Here is a 16,861-nt window from a genome sequence, read left to right on the forward strand (position 1 = left end):
CAGAAAATGCGCACACAGGCCTCTGGCTGACGACAACCGGTCTGACCGGCAGCGGGTTATTGTGATTTTCTGACCCGCAGGTACCACTCGGACAGCAGTCGTACCTGTTTGTCGGTGTAGCCCCGCTCGACCATCCGTGTGACGAAGTCGTTGTGTTTCTGCTGGTCCTCTTTGCTGGCCTTGGCATTGAAGCTGATGACTGGCAGGAGGTCCTCGGTGTTGGAGAACATTTTTTTCTCGATGACCACCCGCAGTTTTTCGTAGCTGAGCCAGGTCGGGTTTTTGCCGTTGTTGTTGGCCCGGGCGCGCAGCACGAAGTTGACGATTTCGTTGCGGAAATCCTTCGGATTGCTGATGCCGGCCGGTTTTTCGATTTTCTCCAGTTCTTCGTTCAGCGCTACGCGGTTGAGGATCTCGCCGGTTTCCGGGTCGCGGTATTCCTGGTCCTGGATCCAGAAGTCGGCGTACAGCACATAACGATCGAAGATGTTCTGGCCGTACTCGCTGTAAGACTCGAGGTAGGCGGTCTGGATTTCCTTGCCGATGAACTCGATATAGCGCGGTGCCAGGTACTCCTTGAGGAAGCGCAGATAGCGTTCGCGGGTTTCCGCCTGGAATTGTTCCTGTTCGATCTGTTGTTCCAGCACGTAAAGCAAATGCACCGGGTTGGCGGCGATTTCGTGCGGATCAAAGTTGAACACTTTCGACAGGATCTTGAACGCGAACCGGGTCGACAGGCCGTTCATGCCTTCATCGACACCCGCGTTGTCACGGTATTCCTGGATCGACTTGGCCTTCGGATCGGTATCCTTGAGGTTTTCGCCGTCATACACGCGCATTTTGGAGTAGATGTTGGAGTTTTCCGGCTCTTTCAGGCGCGAGAGTACGGTGAACTGGGCAAGCATCTTCAGGGTGTCAGGCGCACAGTGAGCCTTGGCCAGGGAGCTGTTGAACAGAAGCTTGTCGTAGATCTTCACTTCGTCGCTGACCCGCAGGCAGTACGGCACTTTGACGATGTAGATCCGGTCGATGAAGGCTTCGTTGTTCTTGTTGTTACGGAAGGTGTGCCATTCCGATTCGTTGGAGTGGGCCAGCAGGATCCCGGTAAACGGAATCGCCCCCAGACCTTCGGTACTGTTGTAGTTGCCTTCCTGGGTGGCAGTCAGCAGTGGGTGCAGCACCTTGATCGGTGCCTTGAACATTTCGACGAATTCCATCAGGCCCTGGTTGGCCCGGCACAGTGCGCCCGAGTAGCTGTAGGCGTCGGCGTCGTTCTGCGGGAATTCTTCGAGTTTGCGGATATCGACCTTACCCACCAGCGCCGAGATGTCCTGGTTGTTTTCATCTCCCGGTTCGGTTTTGGCCACGGCGATCTGGTTGAGGATCGACGGATAGAGCTTCACCACGCGGAACTGGCTGATGTCGCCGCCGAATTCGGCCAGGCGTTTGGTAGCCCATGGCGACATGATGGTGTTGAGGTAGCGCCGTGGAATGCCGAAGTCTTCCTCGAGGATCGCGCCATCTTCGGTGGCGTTGAACAGACCCAGAGGCGATTCGAATACCGGCGAGCCCTTGATCGCGTAGAAGGGCACTTTTTCGATCAGCTGTTTCAGCTTCTCGGCCAGGGACGATTTACCGCCACCCACAGGGCCGAGCAAATAGAGAATCTGTTTCTTCTCTTCCAGGCCCTGAGCGGCATGGCGGAAATACGACACGATCTGGTCAATGCATTCTTCCATCCCATGGAAGTCTTCAAAGGCCGGATAGCGGCGGATCACCTTGTTGGAGAAGATCCGCGACAGCCTCGAGTTGGCCGAGGTGTCGAGAAGTTCCGGCTCGCCGATGGCCAGTAACAGACGCTCGGCGGCGGAGGCGTAGGCGCTGCGGTCGCTTTTGCACAGTTCAAGATACTCTTGCAGCGAGAGTTCTTCCTGGCGTGTGGACTCGAAGCGTTGTTGGAAGTGGCTAAAGATACTCATGACGTCACCTCGCTCGATACGTGGAGCCGACGCCGGATCATTCAGTCGATGCTGGCAGCGACCGAATATGCAGTCGCTGTTTACCCCCCAGAAATCTTTCGAAGCTGACTACCCCGAAAGCTACTCCCGATGACCCGCGCGCCGGTGTACCGGCTCTCCCCTGTTTTGGATGGCCTGCGCTTAAGGATAGTTGGGAATTCGGCAGGTAAAGGCGAGATACGTAATTAGTTGTGGCAGACCGTTCGTCTGCCACCGCGCGAGCCCGCGGGGGCCGGGGCTTGCGCGTTACAAAAAAATTATTCGGAAGTGCCTTGCGCCGTTTCCGAAGGATAAGTCGTACGCCACAGCTCAAAACCGCCATCCATGCTGTAGACGTCGGAGAAGCCCTGACTAATGAGGTACGCAGCGGCGCTCTGGCTGGAATTGCCGTGGTAGCAGACCACCACTGTCGGTGCGTCGAGGTCGGCAGCGCGGATGAAATCCGAGATGGAGTGGTTATCCAGATGCTTCGAGCCGGCGATGTGCAGTGCTGCGAAGGTCGCTGGGTCGCGAACATCGACCACCACCGCGCCTTGTTCGCGCAGGGCTTGGGCCTGTTCCGGGGGGATACGTTTGAATTCGCTCATGGCGGGCTCCTGTGGCTCGGCTGAAAGCGCAGTCTAGCGCGGGGCGCTTGCTGACGATGGTTCGGGGATAAGTGCGGCGACTGGCGGCAGGGCAAGGCCATGCTCGTCGCATTTGCAAGACAGGCGTTCACCGCTGTCGACATTCATGAGGGTCAGGGCGCCACCCCAGACACAACCGGTGTCGAGGGCAGAGATGCCCGGCTCATTGCATTGGCCTTCCAGAGCGGCCCAGTGGCCGAAGATGATCTTCAGGCCCTTGGTCTTGCGCTCTTTGTGCTGAAACCAGGGTTTGTAGCCCGGTGGCGCATTGTCGAGGCCTTCCTTGCTTTTGAGGTCAAGCTTGCCCTCGGCGGTACAAAACCGCATGCGGGTGAAATAGTTGGTGATCACCCGCAGGCGTGTCACGCCTTTGAGGTCGCTGTCCCATTTCGCCGGATCGTTGCCGTACATGCCATCGAGGTAGGGCGGCAACAGGTTGTCATCGCGCAATGCCGTCTCGACTTCGGCGGCATGCTTCAAGGCCTTGCGCAGTGACCATTGGGGTGGAATGCCCGCATGTACCAGCGCGACATCGCGCTGTTCGTCGTAGTGCAGGAGCTTTTGCTGACGCAGCCACTCCAGCAGTTCCGCACAATCGGGCGCTGCGAGAATCTCGAGCAGGGTGTCGGACTTCTTCAAGCGTTCGATGTTTTTCCCGGCCGCCAGCAAGTGCAGGTCATGGTTACCGAGCACGCACACCAGCGATTCGCGGATGCTATAGAGGAAGCGCAAGGTGTCCAGCGACTGTGGGCCACGGTTGACCAGATCGCCGACCAGCCACAGACGATCCCGTGTCGGGTCGAAGGCGACTTGCTTGAGCAGGCATTGCAGTGCTTGAAGGCAGCCCTGCAGATCGCCGACGGCGTACGTTGCCATCAGTGCAGGGCTCCGGGCACCGCCAGACGGAATGGGGCGATGATGGCGTCGAAGTGTTTGCCGTCATCGGCAACCATTTCATAAGTGCCCTGCATCGTGCCGACCTTGGAGGTCATGACGGTGCCGCTGCTGTAGGTGTGGCTTTCGCCCACGTCGATCAACGGTTGCTGGCCAACAACGCCCGCACCACGAACCTCTTCGACATGCCCGTCACCGTCGGTGATCACCCAGTGCCGCGACAACAGTTTGGCCGGTAGCTCGCCATTGTTGTGCACGGTAATGGTGTAGGCGAAGGCAAAGCGGTTTTGCTCGGGTTGCGATTGTTCTGCCAGATAGCGGGTGACGACGCTGACGTCGACCTGGTAACGAGGATCGGACATGCAAGAGGCCTTAAACGAAGCGGAACGCGGGGCGTAGCTGATAGAACTCAGTCTAGGCCAAGTATCGGGTAGTAAACCAGACATGAAGGCTGGTGTCCTACCCGATAACGCTCATTGCCTGTCAGTCGGCGGCGGGCGCCTGTAAGACTTGTTCGCTGAGCTTGTCGGCCAGGCGCACGAAGGCGGCCAGATCGAGCTGTTCGGGGCGCAGGCTGCCATCAACGCCAGCGGCTTCGATTTCAGCGTTGCTCAGCAGCAGCTTGAGGGTGTTGCGCAGGGTCTTGCGGCGCTGGTTAAAGGCTTCGCGCACGACACGCTCCAACAGCTTGTGATCCTTGGCCGGGTGCGGCAGCACCGCGTGGGGCACCAGACGCACGATAGCCGAATCGACTTTGGGCGGCGGATTGAACGCGCCCGGGCCAACGTTGAACAGGTGCTCAACCCGGCAGTGATACTGAACCATGATCGACAAGCGACCCCAGTCACCACCGCCAGGGCCTGCTGCCAGGCGCTCGACCACTTCTTTTTGCAACATGAAATGCATGTCGCGAATCAGGCTGGCGTTATGCAGCAGGTGAAATATCAGCGGCGTAGAGATGTTGTATGGCAGGTTGCCGACCACCCGCAGGCTGTTCGGCGCAGCGTTCAGGCTGGTGAAGTCGAACTTCAGCGCGTCGCCCTGATGCAGGTTGAAATTGCTCTTGCTGGCAAATTGCTGGTTGAGGATCGGGATCAGATCCTTGTCCAGTTCCACCACGTCCAGCTGGGCGCCGCTGTTTAGCAGGCCTTGAGTCAGCGCACCCTGGCCAGGGCCGATTTCCAGCAGACGGTCTTCGGGCTTGGCGTGGATGGCGCGCAGGATGCGGTCGATAACGCCGGCATCGTGCAGGAAGTTCTGGCCGAAGCGCTTGCGCGCCCGGTGTTGGTAATGCTCGGTCATAAACGGGTCTCGGCCATCTGGTAGGCGGTTTCCAGGGCGACTTGCAGGCTGCCGGTATCGATTTTGCCGCTGCCGGCCAGGTCCAGGGCAGTGCCGTGGTCGACCGATGTGCGGATGATCGGCAAGCCGAGGGTCACGTTGACTGCCGCGCCGAAGCCTTTGTACTTCAGCACAGGCAGGCCCTGGTCGTGGTACATCGCCAGCACTGCATCGCAGTGCTCCAGATACTTGGGGGTAAACAGAGTGTCGGCGGGCAGGGGGCCACGAAGGTCCATTCCTTCGCCGCGCAGGCGCTCTAATGTAGGTTCGATAATGTCGATTTCTTCATGGCCCAGGTGTCCGCCTTCGCCGGCATGGGGGTTGAGCCCACACACGAGGATGCGTGGCCGGGCAATGCCGAATTTTTCTTGTAGATCGGCGTGCAGGATTCGCGTGACCCGTTCCAGACGCTCCGGCGTGATCGCATCGGCAATCTCGCGAAGAGGCAGGTGAGTGGTGACCAGTGCCACGCGCAATCCGCGAGTGGCGAGCATCATCACCACTTGGGCGGTATGGGTCAGGTCGGCGAGAAATTCTGTGTGCCCGGAAAAGGCGATCCCGGATTCATTGATCACGCCCTTGTGCACAGGCGCCGTGATCATGCCGGCAAAATGCCCGTCCAGGCAGCCTTGACCCGCTCGGGTCAGGGTTTCCAGAACGAAAGCCGCGTTGGCCTTGTCCAGTTGCCCGGCGGTGACCTTGGCGTTGAGCGGTGTATCCCAGACATACAGGCTGTTGGCTGGCGCGGGTACATCCGGCCAGCTGTCCGGAGTGACCGGCAGCAAATCGACAACCACACCCAGCTGCACGGCCCGCTCAAGGAGCAGGTCGTGGCTGGTAATGGCAATCAGGGGATGTGGCTGGGCTTGCGAGGCGAGCAGCAGGCACAGGTCAGGACCTATGCCGGCCGGTTCACCGGGTGTCAGCGCGAAACGTTTGGGTTTCACTGCGCTGCCTGGTCTGCACCAGGGAGTTTGATCTCTACGTACGCTTCGTCACGGATCTGACGCAGCCAGGTTTGCAGCTCTTCATCATATTTGCGGTTACGCAATACGGTCATTGCTTGCTGCTCGCGGGCCTGGGTGGTGCTGTCCGTGGCGCGGCGGCCAAGGACTTCCAGAACGTGCCAGCCATATTGGGTCTGGAACGGCTTGGACAGCTGACCTTGTGGGGTCTTGGCCATCACTTCGCGGAATTCAGGCACCAATGCATTTGGGTCGACCCAGTTCAGGTCGCCACCGTTGAGGGCGGAACCCGGATCTTCCGAGAAGCTTTTCGCCAGCTCGCCGAAATCTTCGCCCGCTTCGATACGGGTGTAGAGCGACTCAGCCAGCGCCTTGGTTTTTGCTTCGTCGCGGATCGGGCTCGGCTTGACCAGGATATGACGCACGTGCACTTCATCGCGTGTCTGGGTTTCGCCGCCACGCTTGTCGAGGATCTTCAGGATGATGAAGCCACCGGGTGTGCGCATTGGCTGGGTAATGTCGCCGACAGCCATGGTGCTCAGCATGCGATCGAACGGAGGTGGCAGTTGACCGGCTTTACGCCAGCCCATGTCGCCACCTTCCAGTGCGGTTTCGCTGGCGGATTTGGCGATTGCCAACTGACCGAAGTCAGCGCCTTGCTTGAGCTGCTGGTAGACCGCGTCCGCTTGTTTGGCCGCACTCTGAATCGCGTCGGAGTTGGCGCTTTCCGGCGTAGGAATCAGGATGTTGGCCAGACGGAATTCTTCGGACAGCTGCATTTTGCCAAGGTCGGAAGCGAGGAAGTTCTTCACTTCCTGTTCGGAAACCTGGATACGCTCGGCCACGCGACGCTGACGCACACGGCTGATGACCATCTCGCGGCGAATCTGGTCGCGGGCGTCTTCATAAGACAGACCGTCGCGAGTCAGGGCGGTGCGAAATTGCTCGATCGACATGTTATTGCGCTGGGCAATGGTGCCGACAGCCTGGTTCAACTCTTCATCGGTAATGCGGATGCCGGAACGCTCGCCGATCTGCAGTTGCAGGTTTTCGACGATCAGACGTTCAAGTACCTGCTGATTCAGCACGTTGGCCGGCGGTACGGCGGAACCACGCTTGGCGATGGTTTGCTGAACCTCATGAACGCGTTGGTCCAGTTGGCTCTGCATGACCACGTCGTTGTCGACAATGGCCACCACTTTATCGATGGACTGCACCGCGGCGTTCGCCGCGGTACCCAGGAACAGCGCGCCCAGCACTAGCGGGCGCAGACAATCAGAAAGCTTGGTCTTCACGTTCACGATAACCTTGGATGCCTTTGTCGAGGAAGCTCTCTACTTTGGCGCCGGTGAGGCCGCCGAGACCTTTCAGAACGATTTGTAGGAAGACGCCGTGGTCGCCTTTTTCGTTTTGCGGGGCTTCCTGACTGAATTCGTCATAAGAAACCCAGTAACGGTTGATCAGGCGCAGTTTCCAGCAGCAGTTGTCGTACTCGAAACCACCGAAAGCTTCCAGGGTACGGTTACGGTTGTAGTCATACTGCCAGCGGCTGATGGCGTTCCATTGCGGCACGATCGGCCAGATCACCGAGAAATCGTGCTGTTCGATTTTGTAGTAGTCCTTCACGTAGCCAGGTTGGCCTGGGGTGCCATAGTCACCGCCGCCGACGGACCATTTACCGGTGGTCTGGTCGTAACGGACCTGGTCATTGCGATAGCGATAGCCGGCGTTGATGACCTTGTTCGGGTTGTCTTCAGGCTGGTAGTGGAACATCGCGCTGCCCGAGCGAGGGCTGCGGCTGTCAGGGTCCCAGTTGTAATCGGCCGTGGTGCGCCAATCGCGGTTCCAGCGATATTCGTATTCCAGCGCATAGGGCGAAACGTTGGCGTGTGCGTCGTCGCGGGTTTTCGCGTCGATCCCCGGCAACTGGACTTCACGGTCCTTGAAGTACAAGGCCTGGCCGACGCTGATGCGTTGACGTTCGAAGCCGTTGTCTTCGATCCAGCGGTTGGTAATGCCCAGGGACAATTTGTTCTCGTCGCCAACACGGTCGGAGCCAGAGAAGCGGTTGTCACGGAACAGCGACGCGTAGTTGAAGGTGTATTCGCCGGTGTCGAAGACTGGAATGTCGGACTGGTCTTTCTCAGGTACATAGAGATAGTACAGGCGCGGTTCCAGGGTCTGGCGATAGTTTTTTCCGAACCAGTTGGTGTTGCGATCGAAATACAGGCCGCTATCGATGCTGGCGATTGGCACGCCACGGCTTTGGTTGCTGCCGAAGGTGCCATTGAGTCGATCGGCTTCAGCGCTTTGGCTGGCGATGTCAGCTTTGCCTTTGCTATCGAGATCCAGATCGTATTGCGTGTATTGATATTTGAGCGATGGTTTGATGAAACCATAAGACGCATTCATCGGGTAGCTGACAACCGGAGCTACGTTGAGACGATTGCCGTTGGCCCGGGCCAGGCCGAAAACGTTGGTATCAAGACGTGGACTACCGATGGTGCCATCCGCATTAAGCGGCCCGCCATCTTCATCTATGTAATTGCCGGTTTTCAAATCCCGATCAAACCGCACGATTTCCGTGTTGTATGCGAAATTCAGGCCGCCCGGATGTACCGGCAGCGCACCGTCAAAGGTGATCTGCGGCAAGCGGTCATACGGCGTGATGTTTGAAACGGTCGCCAGCTGATATGCCTGAGCGTTAATGCGAGCGACATAGCTGTCGCCACGATAGCTGACAGAACCCTGCTGATTCACGTAATCCGTGCTTTTCACGCCAATCTGGTCAGTCTGCAGATCCTGGAAGTAATACGGATCGCTGATCTTGGTGTAGTCGACTTGCGTGAAGACGCGCGAGTCGAGGCCACCTTTGTGCTGCCAGTTGTACATGTAGCGGGTTTTTTCGGCGTCGGTCTGTTTGTCGCGATCGTTGGATTCGTCGTTGAGGTACGCAGCACCGAACTGACCTTCGCTGGACGGGGTCAGGTAACGGAATTCGCCTTCCATCAACAGCCCGTGCTTGGCCATGTAGCGCGGGTACAACGTGGCATCGTAGTTCGGTGCCAGGTTGAAGTAATACGGTGTGACCAGCATGAAGCCGGTATCGCTGCCGGTGCCGATGGTCGGCGGCAGGAAGCCGGACTGGCGACGGTCGTCGATCGGGAAATAGATGTATGGCGTGTACAGAACCGGAATGTCCTTGACCCGCAGCGTCACGTTGGTCGCGGTACCGAAGCCGGTGGCCGGGTTCAAGGTGATGTTGTTGCCCTTGAGCTGCCAGGCGTTGCTGTTCGGTTCGCACGTGGTGTACGTACCATCCTTGAGGCGGATGATCGCGTTCTCGGCACGTTTGGCGTACAGCGCATTACCGCGGATACGGGATTTGTGCATCACGTATTCAGCGTTGTCGACCTTGGCTTCGCCGGTGTCGAGCTGCACGTCGGCGTGGTCGCCCACGATCAGCGCGCCGTTGTCGCGAACACGGACGTTGCCGCTCAGTTCGCCACGGCTCTCGGCCTGGTAAAGATTCGCTTCGTCGGCTTCGACCTGCATGCTGCCCTGACGCATGACCACGTCACCGGCCAGGGTCGCGACCTGCTCATCCTGCTTATAGCGAGAGGCTTTGGCGCCGAGAAAGGTCGGAGCGTCACTTTTATTCGTCTTGTCATTCATGCCAGGACGAATCGGTTCGATATAGGAACCAGAGCAGTAAGGACCGGTTTCGGCCAATTGCGCTGCAGTGAGCTTCTCGCGTGGAACCCAATCGAGGTGACTGTAGTCTTCGCTACGCGACTTCAGGCCACGGCCCTTGGATTCGGTCACCAGCACAGGCTTGGCGCCGGTGTCTTGACTTGAACCGCTGTCAGCCGGAGTCTCGCCGCTCGTGCTGACCGCCGCGCTGCCGTCATGGACGGGGCGAGGTGGCAGCGCAGCTGCTGGAGATTTTGGCGCACAGTTCCAGGCCCCCGAAGCAGAGACTGAGCAGTCATACTGTTCCGCGGCGACCACGAACGAAGTGGCTAGAGGTTGCAGGGCCAGCAGACTGCCGGTAACCAACAACGGAAATTTTTTACGAAACGCGGGGGATTTCAATGCCATCTTATTAGTCCGGGCTTCCTGCGTGCCATCTGCCCGCGGTGTGGGCCGCACGCCTCTCGATGGTCTGAAAAAGATGCTGGATAATAAAGCATGACCCGCTTGACGGCTAGCGCCGTCGGAGACCCTTGCAATGCCTGACCAAGATGTACGTTTGCAACACCTGAAAGTTTGGCTCGATGAGCAATTGGCTGCCCTCTTTGCAGAACAGGGTTGGGGTGCCGTACCCCCGGCCACGTTGACCGCGGCCAGTAGCGATGCGAGTTTTCGACGCTATTTCCGCTGGGAAGGCGAGGGCAGAAGCTTCGTCGTGATGGACGCGCCACCTCCCCAGGAAAACTGTAAACCCTTCGTGGATATCGCTTTTTTGCTGGCGAAATCCGGAATAAATGTTCCGAAAATTTATGCCGAAGACCTCGAACGTGGTTTTCTTTTGCTCAATGACCTGGGCAACAAGACTTATCTGGACGTGATCGACAGCGAAAATGCCGACGATTTGTTCAACGATGCCCTGCAAGCGCTGCTGGCTTTTCAGCAGTTGCCGATGGTTGCACCGCTGCCAAGTTATGACGTGGCGCTGCTGCGTCGCGAGCTGGAATTGTTCCCCGAATGGTACGTGAAGCGCGAATTGGGCATCGAGTTCGACTCGGCGCAGCAAATGCTCTGGCAGAACGTGACTGAGCTATTGATCGACAGCGCACTGGCCCAGCCTAAAGTGTTGGTGCACCGCGATTACATGCCGCGCAACCTGATGCTTAGCGAGCCCAATCCCGGTGTGCTGGATTTCCAGGACGCCGTCTATGGTCCCGTGACCTACGACGTGACCTGCCTGTTCAAGGACGCGTTCCTCAGCTGGCCCGAGGAGCGTGTGCATGGTTGGCTGGAAGCTTACTGGCAGCAAGCGGGCGATCTCGGGATCCCGGTTCAGCCCGACTTCGAAGATTTCCTGCGTGCCAGTGACCTGATGGGCGTGCAGCGGCACCTGAAAGTGATCGGCATCTTTGCCCGCATCTGCCACCGCGACGGCAAGCCGCGCTATCTTGGCGATGTACCGCGCTTCTTTGCTTATATAGACGCTGTGATCGCCCGCCGTCCTGAACTGGCCGAGCTGGATGTGTTGCTGCTGAGTCTGCGTGCTGGAGTGAATGCATGAAGGCAATGATTCTGGCGGCAGGGAAGGGCGAGCGCATGCGCCCGCTGACCCTGACCACGCCGAAACCGCTGGTTCGCGCGGGCGGTATTCCGTTGATCGAGTATCACTTGAAAGCCTTGGCGGTGGCGGGGTTTACCGAGGTGGTGATCAACCATGCCTGGCTCGGCCAGCTGATCGAAAACTACCTGGGCGATGGCTCGCAATACGGCGTACGTATTCAGTACTCACCGGAAGGTGAGCCGCTGGAAACCGGAGGCGGGATTTTCCGCGCGCTGCCGTTGCTGGGTGACGAGGCCTTTGTGGTGGTCAACGGTGACATCTGGACCGACTACGACTTCAGCGTATTGCACCACCCCATCACCGGGCTGGCGCATTTGGTGTTGGCGGATAACCCTGCGCATCACCCGACTGGCGATTTCAGCCTGATCGACGGGCAAGTCCGTGACGGTCAACCGGACACTGCAACCCTGACCTACAGCGGCATCGCGGTCCTGCACCCGCAGCTGTTCGACGGTTGCTCCGACGGCGCCTTCAAGCTTGCACCGCTGCTGCGCAAGGCCATGGCCGATGGACGCGTCACCGGTGAGCACTTGAATGGACATTGGGTGGATGTTGGCACTCACGAACGTCTGGCTGAAGTCGAAACCCTGTTAGAAGCGAGACGCTGACATGCTGTGGCCAGGGACTCTGATTGGAGCCGGAGCGGGCTTTTACATCGCCAGCATTCCGGGGGCCATGCTGGGCGCCTTGTTGGGGCAGGTGCTGGATCGGCACTTGCACATACAGACCTGGGCGCACTTGCGAGAAAGGCTCGGTGGCCGCTCCGTGCTGCGCAACGATGAACTGCTGTTTGTGTTGTTGGGGCGGCTGGCCAAGAGCGATGGGCGGGTGGTGGAGGGCCACATCCAGCAGGCCCGTCAGGAAATGCGTTCACTGGACATGACCGAGTCGGCCCAGCGTCGGGCCATTGCCGCGTTCAATCGCGGCAAGTCGGGAAATGACCGGTTGCGCGGTTATTTGCGCCGCTTGAGCGCTCAGCCCCATGCGGCCGAAGGCGTCTTGCGCGCCTGTTGGCGGATGATCTGGGCGGATGGCCGCGCCGGTAGCGCCGAGCGAGAGTTGATCAGGCAGTGGGGTAAATGGCTGGGCTGGACGACGCGGCAGGTGCAGGCGCTGTCGGCCGATTACGAACAGCACAAGTTTGCACAGAGCAGCACTGCGCTGACCTATCAGGATGCCCTGCGGCTTTTGGGTGTTTCGGCGACCAGCGAGCCGGCGCAGATCAAGCGTGCGTATCGACGCCTGCTGAGTCGCCATCATCCGGACAAGATCGCCGGCAGCGGTGCGACGGCGCTGCAGGTGCGCGAAGCCACTGACAAGACTCGCGAACTGCATAGCGCCTACACATTGATTCGCGAGCGGCGGGATTTTCGGTAGCGGTCTGTAAGGCCGCGATCCGACGATGGCGCTGCGCGGTCTATCAGTTCACCGCGTTCTGCGGATTCAACCAGCCCCGCACCCGACGGAACAGCTGCTCTTGCTCAGCCTTGGAATTACCCGGCAATGCCTTGAGCGAAACCTGGCTGAATCCCGAAGTCTTCAAGCGTTTGCTGGCCTGCAAGCGTTCCAGTGCCAGGTTGCGATCCTGCGGCTTGTCCATATAGAAGATGTCTGCGGTGGGCAGTTTCAGGGTCGGTGTCAGTTCGACCAGTTCTGGTTTGGCTTTCGCCGGCATTTGAGCGGCGACCATCACAAACTTCTCCACTTGCGAAGGCTGCTTCTCGCTCAGGTAGCGCGCGGCCCAGTAAGCGCCAGTACCGTGCCCTAGCACGACAATGCGGCGAGCGCTTTGCTGTTCGGCGTAGGCAATCGCGGCGTCGATGCGGGCGAAGATTCGTTCGGCGTCGGCTTTGGCCTGTTCCTCGGTGGTTTCGGCGATCACCTTGTCCGCCACCTCTGCTTCACCGCCCGCCGCTTGTTCGATGGGCGCTGCGGTGGTCGAGTCTTTGCTGCCGGTGTCAGCGGCTTTTGGTGTGGGGGCGACTTCTACGATACGCGGCGCAATGGCATCGCTTTGCAGGTCCGGCAAGGTGATACTCAGGCTGCTCCATTCGGCGTCCGGCAATTTACGTCGCAATGGACCGATTGCTTGCGGCCAGTCAACGGTTTCGCCGGCGCCCGGGATGATAATCACCGCGCCTTTGGGTTCGGCGGTATTGGCCGGTTTCCACAAGGCCAGAAACGTGTCGCTGCCCGCTTGCAGTTGCTGCTGTTCCTGAGCCGGGATCTGTCGCTCAAGTGCGTTCGCTTCTTCCTGACTACGCTCAAGCAGCGGCTGGCGCTCGACCGGTTTTTCTTCGGCGGGTGTTTCCGTTGCGGCAGGTACCGGGTCGGCGGCCTCGACAGAAAAGGCGCAAGGCAGGATCAGCGACAGGCACAATGCTGGCAGTGCCAGGCGGTAGACAGGGGGCATCGGATATTCCAGGCCAGAAGTTATTCCGGCAGCCTAATGGGTTGGTCAGTATTTGTCAGTGTGTGAGATTTCGATGATGCGTTTTCGCTGCCTGTGGGTTATCGGCTGTTTGTGGTTTCCCTTGATGGGCTGGGCGGCTCCCTCGCCGCCGGTGCACGTCGCGCAATTGTCCGCGGGCCAGCAGCAATGGCTGGCGCAACATGGCGAATTGCGCGTGGGGCTGGTGCTGCAAGTGCCCTACGCCCAATACGATCGCCGTTTGCAGCGTTTGTCCGGGGTCAATGTCGAGTTGATGAAGTGGCTGGCCAAGGCGCTTAAAGTCGAGCTGAGCTGGCGCAACTTTCCCGATCTGGCGCAGCTGGAAGACGCCGCGCGCGAGGGTGAAATCGACATCGCTCCGGGGCTGACCCAAACCCCCGGTGGCCTGCGGCTCTGGCAGTTTTCCGACCCGTATATGCGGGTGCCGCAACTGGTGGTCAGCGACCAGAAAAGCACCGGCGTGGTCGAGCTGGAAAAACTCGACAGCCAGACCCGCGTTGCCGTGCGCATGCCCGGCGCCACCGCCGATTACCTGCGCAGTAATTACCCGCACCTGAACCTTCAAGGCGTACCGATCGAGCGCCAGGCACTGCAACTGTTACTGAGTCAGCAGGCCAGTTACGCCGTGGTCGACGAAGCGCAACTGGGGCGTTTGTCCGCCGAACCGGAATTCGCCGGGCTGGTGGTGGTCGGCGATATCGGCTTGCCGCAACTGTTGCGGGTGGCCACGCGCCGGGATTGGCCGGAACTGGCCGGCATCGTCGAAAGCGCCTTGCGGGCGATCCCGGCCAAGGACCTGGAGCAACTGCACAACCAATGGCTGCAACCTAAATACCCGCGGCTGACCGAGTCCCCGGGGTTCTGGCAAAACCTCTGTCTGCTGTTGGCGGTGATGATGCTGAGCAGCATGGCCATCGTGTTCTGGCAGCGTCGGCAGCAGCACAGTCTTGAGCATCGTTTGCGGGCCGCGCGCGAAGACATTGCCCTGCGTGCCGCCAGCGAAGAAGCGTTGCGCCTCACCCAGTTTTCCATCGACCAGAGCACCGTTGGTATCCTTTGGGTCAACTGGGACAGCCATGTGCGCTACGCCAATCGCGCGGCCGAAACCATGCTGGGTTATCCGGCAGGCGGGATCATTGATCGGCCGCTGATCGACTTCGAGCCCGGCTTACACATGGATCGCTGGCTGAACCTGTGGAAACGCGCCCGGGCCAGCGAGGAAGGCCCACAAAGTTTCGAAACCAACTGCGTACGGGCAGATGGCAGCAACCTGCCGGTGGATGTTTCGCTGAGCTTTTTGCGGTTTCGCGACAGCGAATACCTGGTGGTCTACCTCAATGACGTCACCGAGCGCCGTCGTGCATTGGCTGCGCTGCAAGAAAGCGAGGCGCGTCTGCAAGGGATTGCCGCCAACGTTCCAGGGCTGGTCTTTCGTCTGGAACGGGCGCCGGTGACGGGGCAGATCGACTTTGCCTACATCAGTGAAGGCAGCGAGAGCCTGGTGGGTTACTCACCGGCCACCCTGGCCCATCGCGATAAAGGCCTGCGCAGCCTGGTGCACCCGGACGACAAGGCCAGTTATCACCAAACCCAGGACCATGCGCTGGATACCGACAGTGACTGGTCGTGGCAGGGACGGATTCTCACCCGTTCGGGTGAACAACGTTGGGCCGAAATCAAGGCCATCACCCGCCGGCTCGAAGACGGCGCCTATGTCTGGGACGGGATCGTCTGGGACATCAGCGAGAGCAAGCGTATTGAACTGGAGCTGGCCAGCTCTCGCGAGCAGTTGCGTGAGTTGTCCGCGCACCTGGAGAGCGTGCGGGAAGAGGAAAAGGCCCGAATCGCCCGGGAAGTTCACGACGAACTGGGTCAGATGCTCACCGTGCTGAAGCTGGAAACCTCCATGTGCGAACTGGCCTACGCGCAGCTCGACCCTGGTCTGAACGAACGTTTGAACAGCATGAAGCGTTTGATCGCTCAGCTGTTCCAACTGGTTCGCGATGTCGCCACGGCACTGCGGCCACCGATTCTCGACGCCGGGATCGCCTCGGCCATCGAGTGGCAGGCCCGCCGATTCGAGGCGCGCACGCAGATTCCGTGTCTGGTGCAGGTGCCGGAGAACCTGCCGGTGCTCAGTGATGCCAAGGCGATTGGCCTGTTCCGGATCCTCCAGGAAGCGCTGACCAATGTCATGCGCCATGCCCAGGCGCATACTGTCGAACTGACATTGGCGGTGGAAGGCGACGAGTTGTGTCTGACCGTCAGCGATGATGGCGTAGGATTTGTCCCTGCCACCGGTAGGTCAACATCCTTCGGGGTGGTCGGCATGCGCGAGCGAGTGTTGATCATGGGCGGACAGTTGTCGCTTGAGAGTGAACCGGGTGAAGGCACGACCCTGAGCGTACGAGTGCCGCTGGATGAGGAGAAGTAAGTGATCCGTGTACTGGTAGCCGAAGACCACACCATCGTCCGCGAAGGCATCAAGCAATTGATCGGCCTGGCCAAGGATTTGCTGGTGGTAGGGGAGGCGAGCAATGGCGAGCAGTTGCTCGAGACCTTGCGTCATGTTCCCTGCGAAGTGGTCTTGCTGGACATCTCCATGCCCGGGGTTAACGGTCTGGAGGCGATTCCGCGGATTCGCGCGCTGAACAATCCGCCAGCGATTCTGGTGTTGTCGATGCACGACGAAGCGCAAATGGCCGCCCGTGCGTTGAAGGTCGGCGCCGCGGGTTATGCGACCAAGGATAGCGATCCGGCGCTGCTGCTGACGGCAATCCGCAAGGTCGCGGCGGGCGGGCGCTACATTGACCCGGACCTGGCCGACCGCATGGTCTTCGAAGTCGGCCTGACCGATTCGCGACCGTTGCACTCGTTGCTCTCCGAGCGCGAATTCTCAGTGTTCGAACGCCTGGCCCAAGGCGCCAACGTCAACGAGATCGCCCAGCAACTGGCCTTGAGCAGTAAAACCATCAGCACCCACAAGGCGCGGCTGATGCAGAAACTCAACATCACCTCCCTGGCGGAACTGGTGAAGTACGCGATGGAGCACAAACTGCTCTAAGACACGCCACCGAACATTGTAGGAGTGAGCCTGCTCGCGATGGCGGTGGTTCAGTGCAAATTATGTCGACTGACACACCGCTATCGCGAGCAGGCTCACTCCTACACGGAATGTGGTGGCTTGTCTGTTTGCGACATTCAATGATATCGCTATTGCCGGTTCCTGCGGCTTGCAGCCCACCGCCTGTTGT

General features: G+C 59.5%; 14 protein-coding genes. 5 read left to right on the forward strand and 9 right to left on the reverse strand.

All coding sequences use genetic code 11. The annotated features are described in order from the left end of the window. Positions 1-56: 56 nt before the first annotated feature. The 8 genes from ABH912_RS23285 to ABH912_RS23320 form a co-directional block, all read right to left on the reverse strand. Positions 57-1,979 carry a PrkA family serine protein kinase gene (locus tag ABH912_RS23285; protein ID WP_033056218.1) on the reverse strand — a complete coding sequence of 641 codons (1,923 nt, stop codon included), beginning with the start codon at positions 1,977-1,979 and terminating at the stop codon, positions 57-59. A 296-nt stretch (positions 1,980-2,275) separates the two neighbouring features. Then, positions 2,276-2,605, reverse strand: a complete 330-nt coding sequence (gene glpE / locus ABH912_RS23290) for a thiosulfate sulfurtransferase GlpE (protein WP_008147200.1) — start codon at positions 2,603-2,605, stop codon at positions 2,276-2,278. A 33-nt stretch (positions 2,606-2,638) separates the two neighbouring features. Further along, entirely contained in the window at positions 2,639-3,520 is an 882-nt protein-coding gene (locus ABH912_RS23295) for a symmetrical bis(5'-nucleosyl)-tetraphosphatase (protein WP_033056217.1), read from the reverse strand. Continuing rightward, entirely contained in the window at positions 3,520-3,900 is a 381-nt protein-coding gene (gene apaG / locus ABH912_RS23300) for a Co2+/Mg2+ efflux protein ApaG (RefSeq protein ID WP_046052365.1), read from the reverse strand. Before apaG ends, ABH912_RS23295 begins: the two co-directional genes overlap by 1 nt. Positions 3,901-4,021: 121 nt before the next feature. Next, a complete protein-coding gene (rsmA, locus tag ABH912_RS23305) occupies positions 4,022-4,840 on the reverse strand; it encodes a 16S rRNA (adenine(1518)-N(6)/adenine(1519)-N(6))-dimethyltransferase RsmA (protein WP_046052364.1) in 819 nt (272 codons plus the stop codon). Beyond that, complete coding sequence (pdxA, locus tag ABH912_RS23310; RefSeq protein WP_429511765.1) at positions 4,837-5,826, reverse strand: 4-hydroxythreonine-4-phosphate dehydrogenase PdxA; 990 nt, start codon at positions 5,824-5,826, stop codon at positions 4,837-4,839. Before pdxA ends, rsmA begins: the two co-directional genes overlap by 4 nt. Then, positions 5,823-7,139, reverse strand: a complete 1,317-nt coding sequence (surA, locus tag ABH912_RS23315; protein WP_429511766.1) for a peptidylprolyl isomerase SurA — start codon at positions 7,137-7,139, stop codon at positions 5,823-5,825. Before surA ends, pdxA begins: the two co-directional genes overlap by 4 nt. Continuing rightward, complete coding sequence (locus tag ABH912_RS23320) at positions 7,120-9,945, reverse strand: LPS-assembly protein LptD (RefSeq protein ID WP_429511767.1); 2,826 nt, start codon at positions 9,943-9,945, stop codon at positions 7,120-7,122. The genes surA and ABH912_RS23320 overlap by 20 nt, the downstream gene beginning before the upstream one ends. Before the next feature lie 130 nt (positions 9,946-10,075). Between ABH912_RS23320 and ABH912_RS23325 the strand changes: the two genes are divergently transcribed. Genes ABH912_RS23325 through ABH912_RS23335 form a run of 3 tightly spaced genes read left to right on the forward strand, consistent with a single transcriptional unit; the run spans position 10,076 to position 12,532 of the window. Continuing rightward, entirely contained in the window at positions 10,076-11,095 is a 1,020-nt protein-coding gene (locus ABH912_RS23325; RefSeq protein ID WP_033056211.1) for an aminoglycoside phosphotransferase family protein, read from the forward strand. Further along, positions 11,092-11,763, forward strand: a complete 672-nt coding sequence (murU, locus tag ABH912_RS23330) for an N-acetylmuramate alpha-1-phosphate uridylyltransferase MurU (RefSeq protein ID WP_033056210.1) — start codon at positions 11,092-11,094, stop codon at positions 11,761-11,763. Before ABH912_RS23325 ends, murU begins: the two co-directional genes overlap by 4 nt. A 1-nt stretch (position 11,764) precedes the next feature. Further along, the gene (locus ABH912_RS23335; protein ID WP_429511768.1) at positions 11,765-12,532 is read left to right on the forward strand and encodes a TerB family tellurite resistance protein; all 768 of its coding nucleotides are present in this window, start codon (positions 11,765-11,767) and stop codon (positions 12,530-12,532) included. 43 nt (positions 12,533-12,575) lie between these two features. On the opposite strand, the gene ABH912_RS23340 is transcribed toward ABH912_RS23335, so the two are convergent. Beyond that, entirely contained in the window at positions 12,576-13,568 is a 993-nt protein-coding gene (locus tag ABH912_RS23340; RefSeq protein ID WP_033056208.1) for an alpha/beta hydrolase family protein, read from the reverse strand. A gap of 73 nt (positions 13,569-13,641) precedes the next feature. Between ABH912_RS23340 and ABH912_RS23345 the strand changes: the two genes are divergently transcribed. Together ABH912_RS23345 and ABH912_RS23350 are read left to right on the forward strand one after the other, a co-directional pair. Further along, positions 13,642-16,041, forward strand: coding sequence for a PAS domain-containing sensor histidine kinase (locus tag ABH912_RS23345; RefSeq protein ID WP_429511769.1), 2,400 nt, complete (start codon positions 13,642-13,644; stop codon positions 16,039-16,041). Continuing rightward, positions 16,042-16,671 (forward strand): response regulator, encoded by a 630-nt coding sequence (locus ABH912_RS23350; RefSeq protein ID WP_429511770.1) that lies wholly within the window; start codon positions 16,042-16,044, stop codon positions 16,669-16,671. Positions 16,672-16,861: the final 190 nt, after the last annotated feature.

This window comes from Pseudomonas sp. BT76 TE3572, assembly GCF_050435365.1.
Lineage (GTDB): Bacteria > Pseudomonadota > Gammaproteobacteria > Pseudomonadales > Pseudomonadaceae > Aquipseudomonas > Aquipseudomonas fluorescens_W.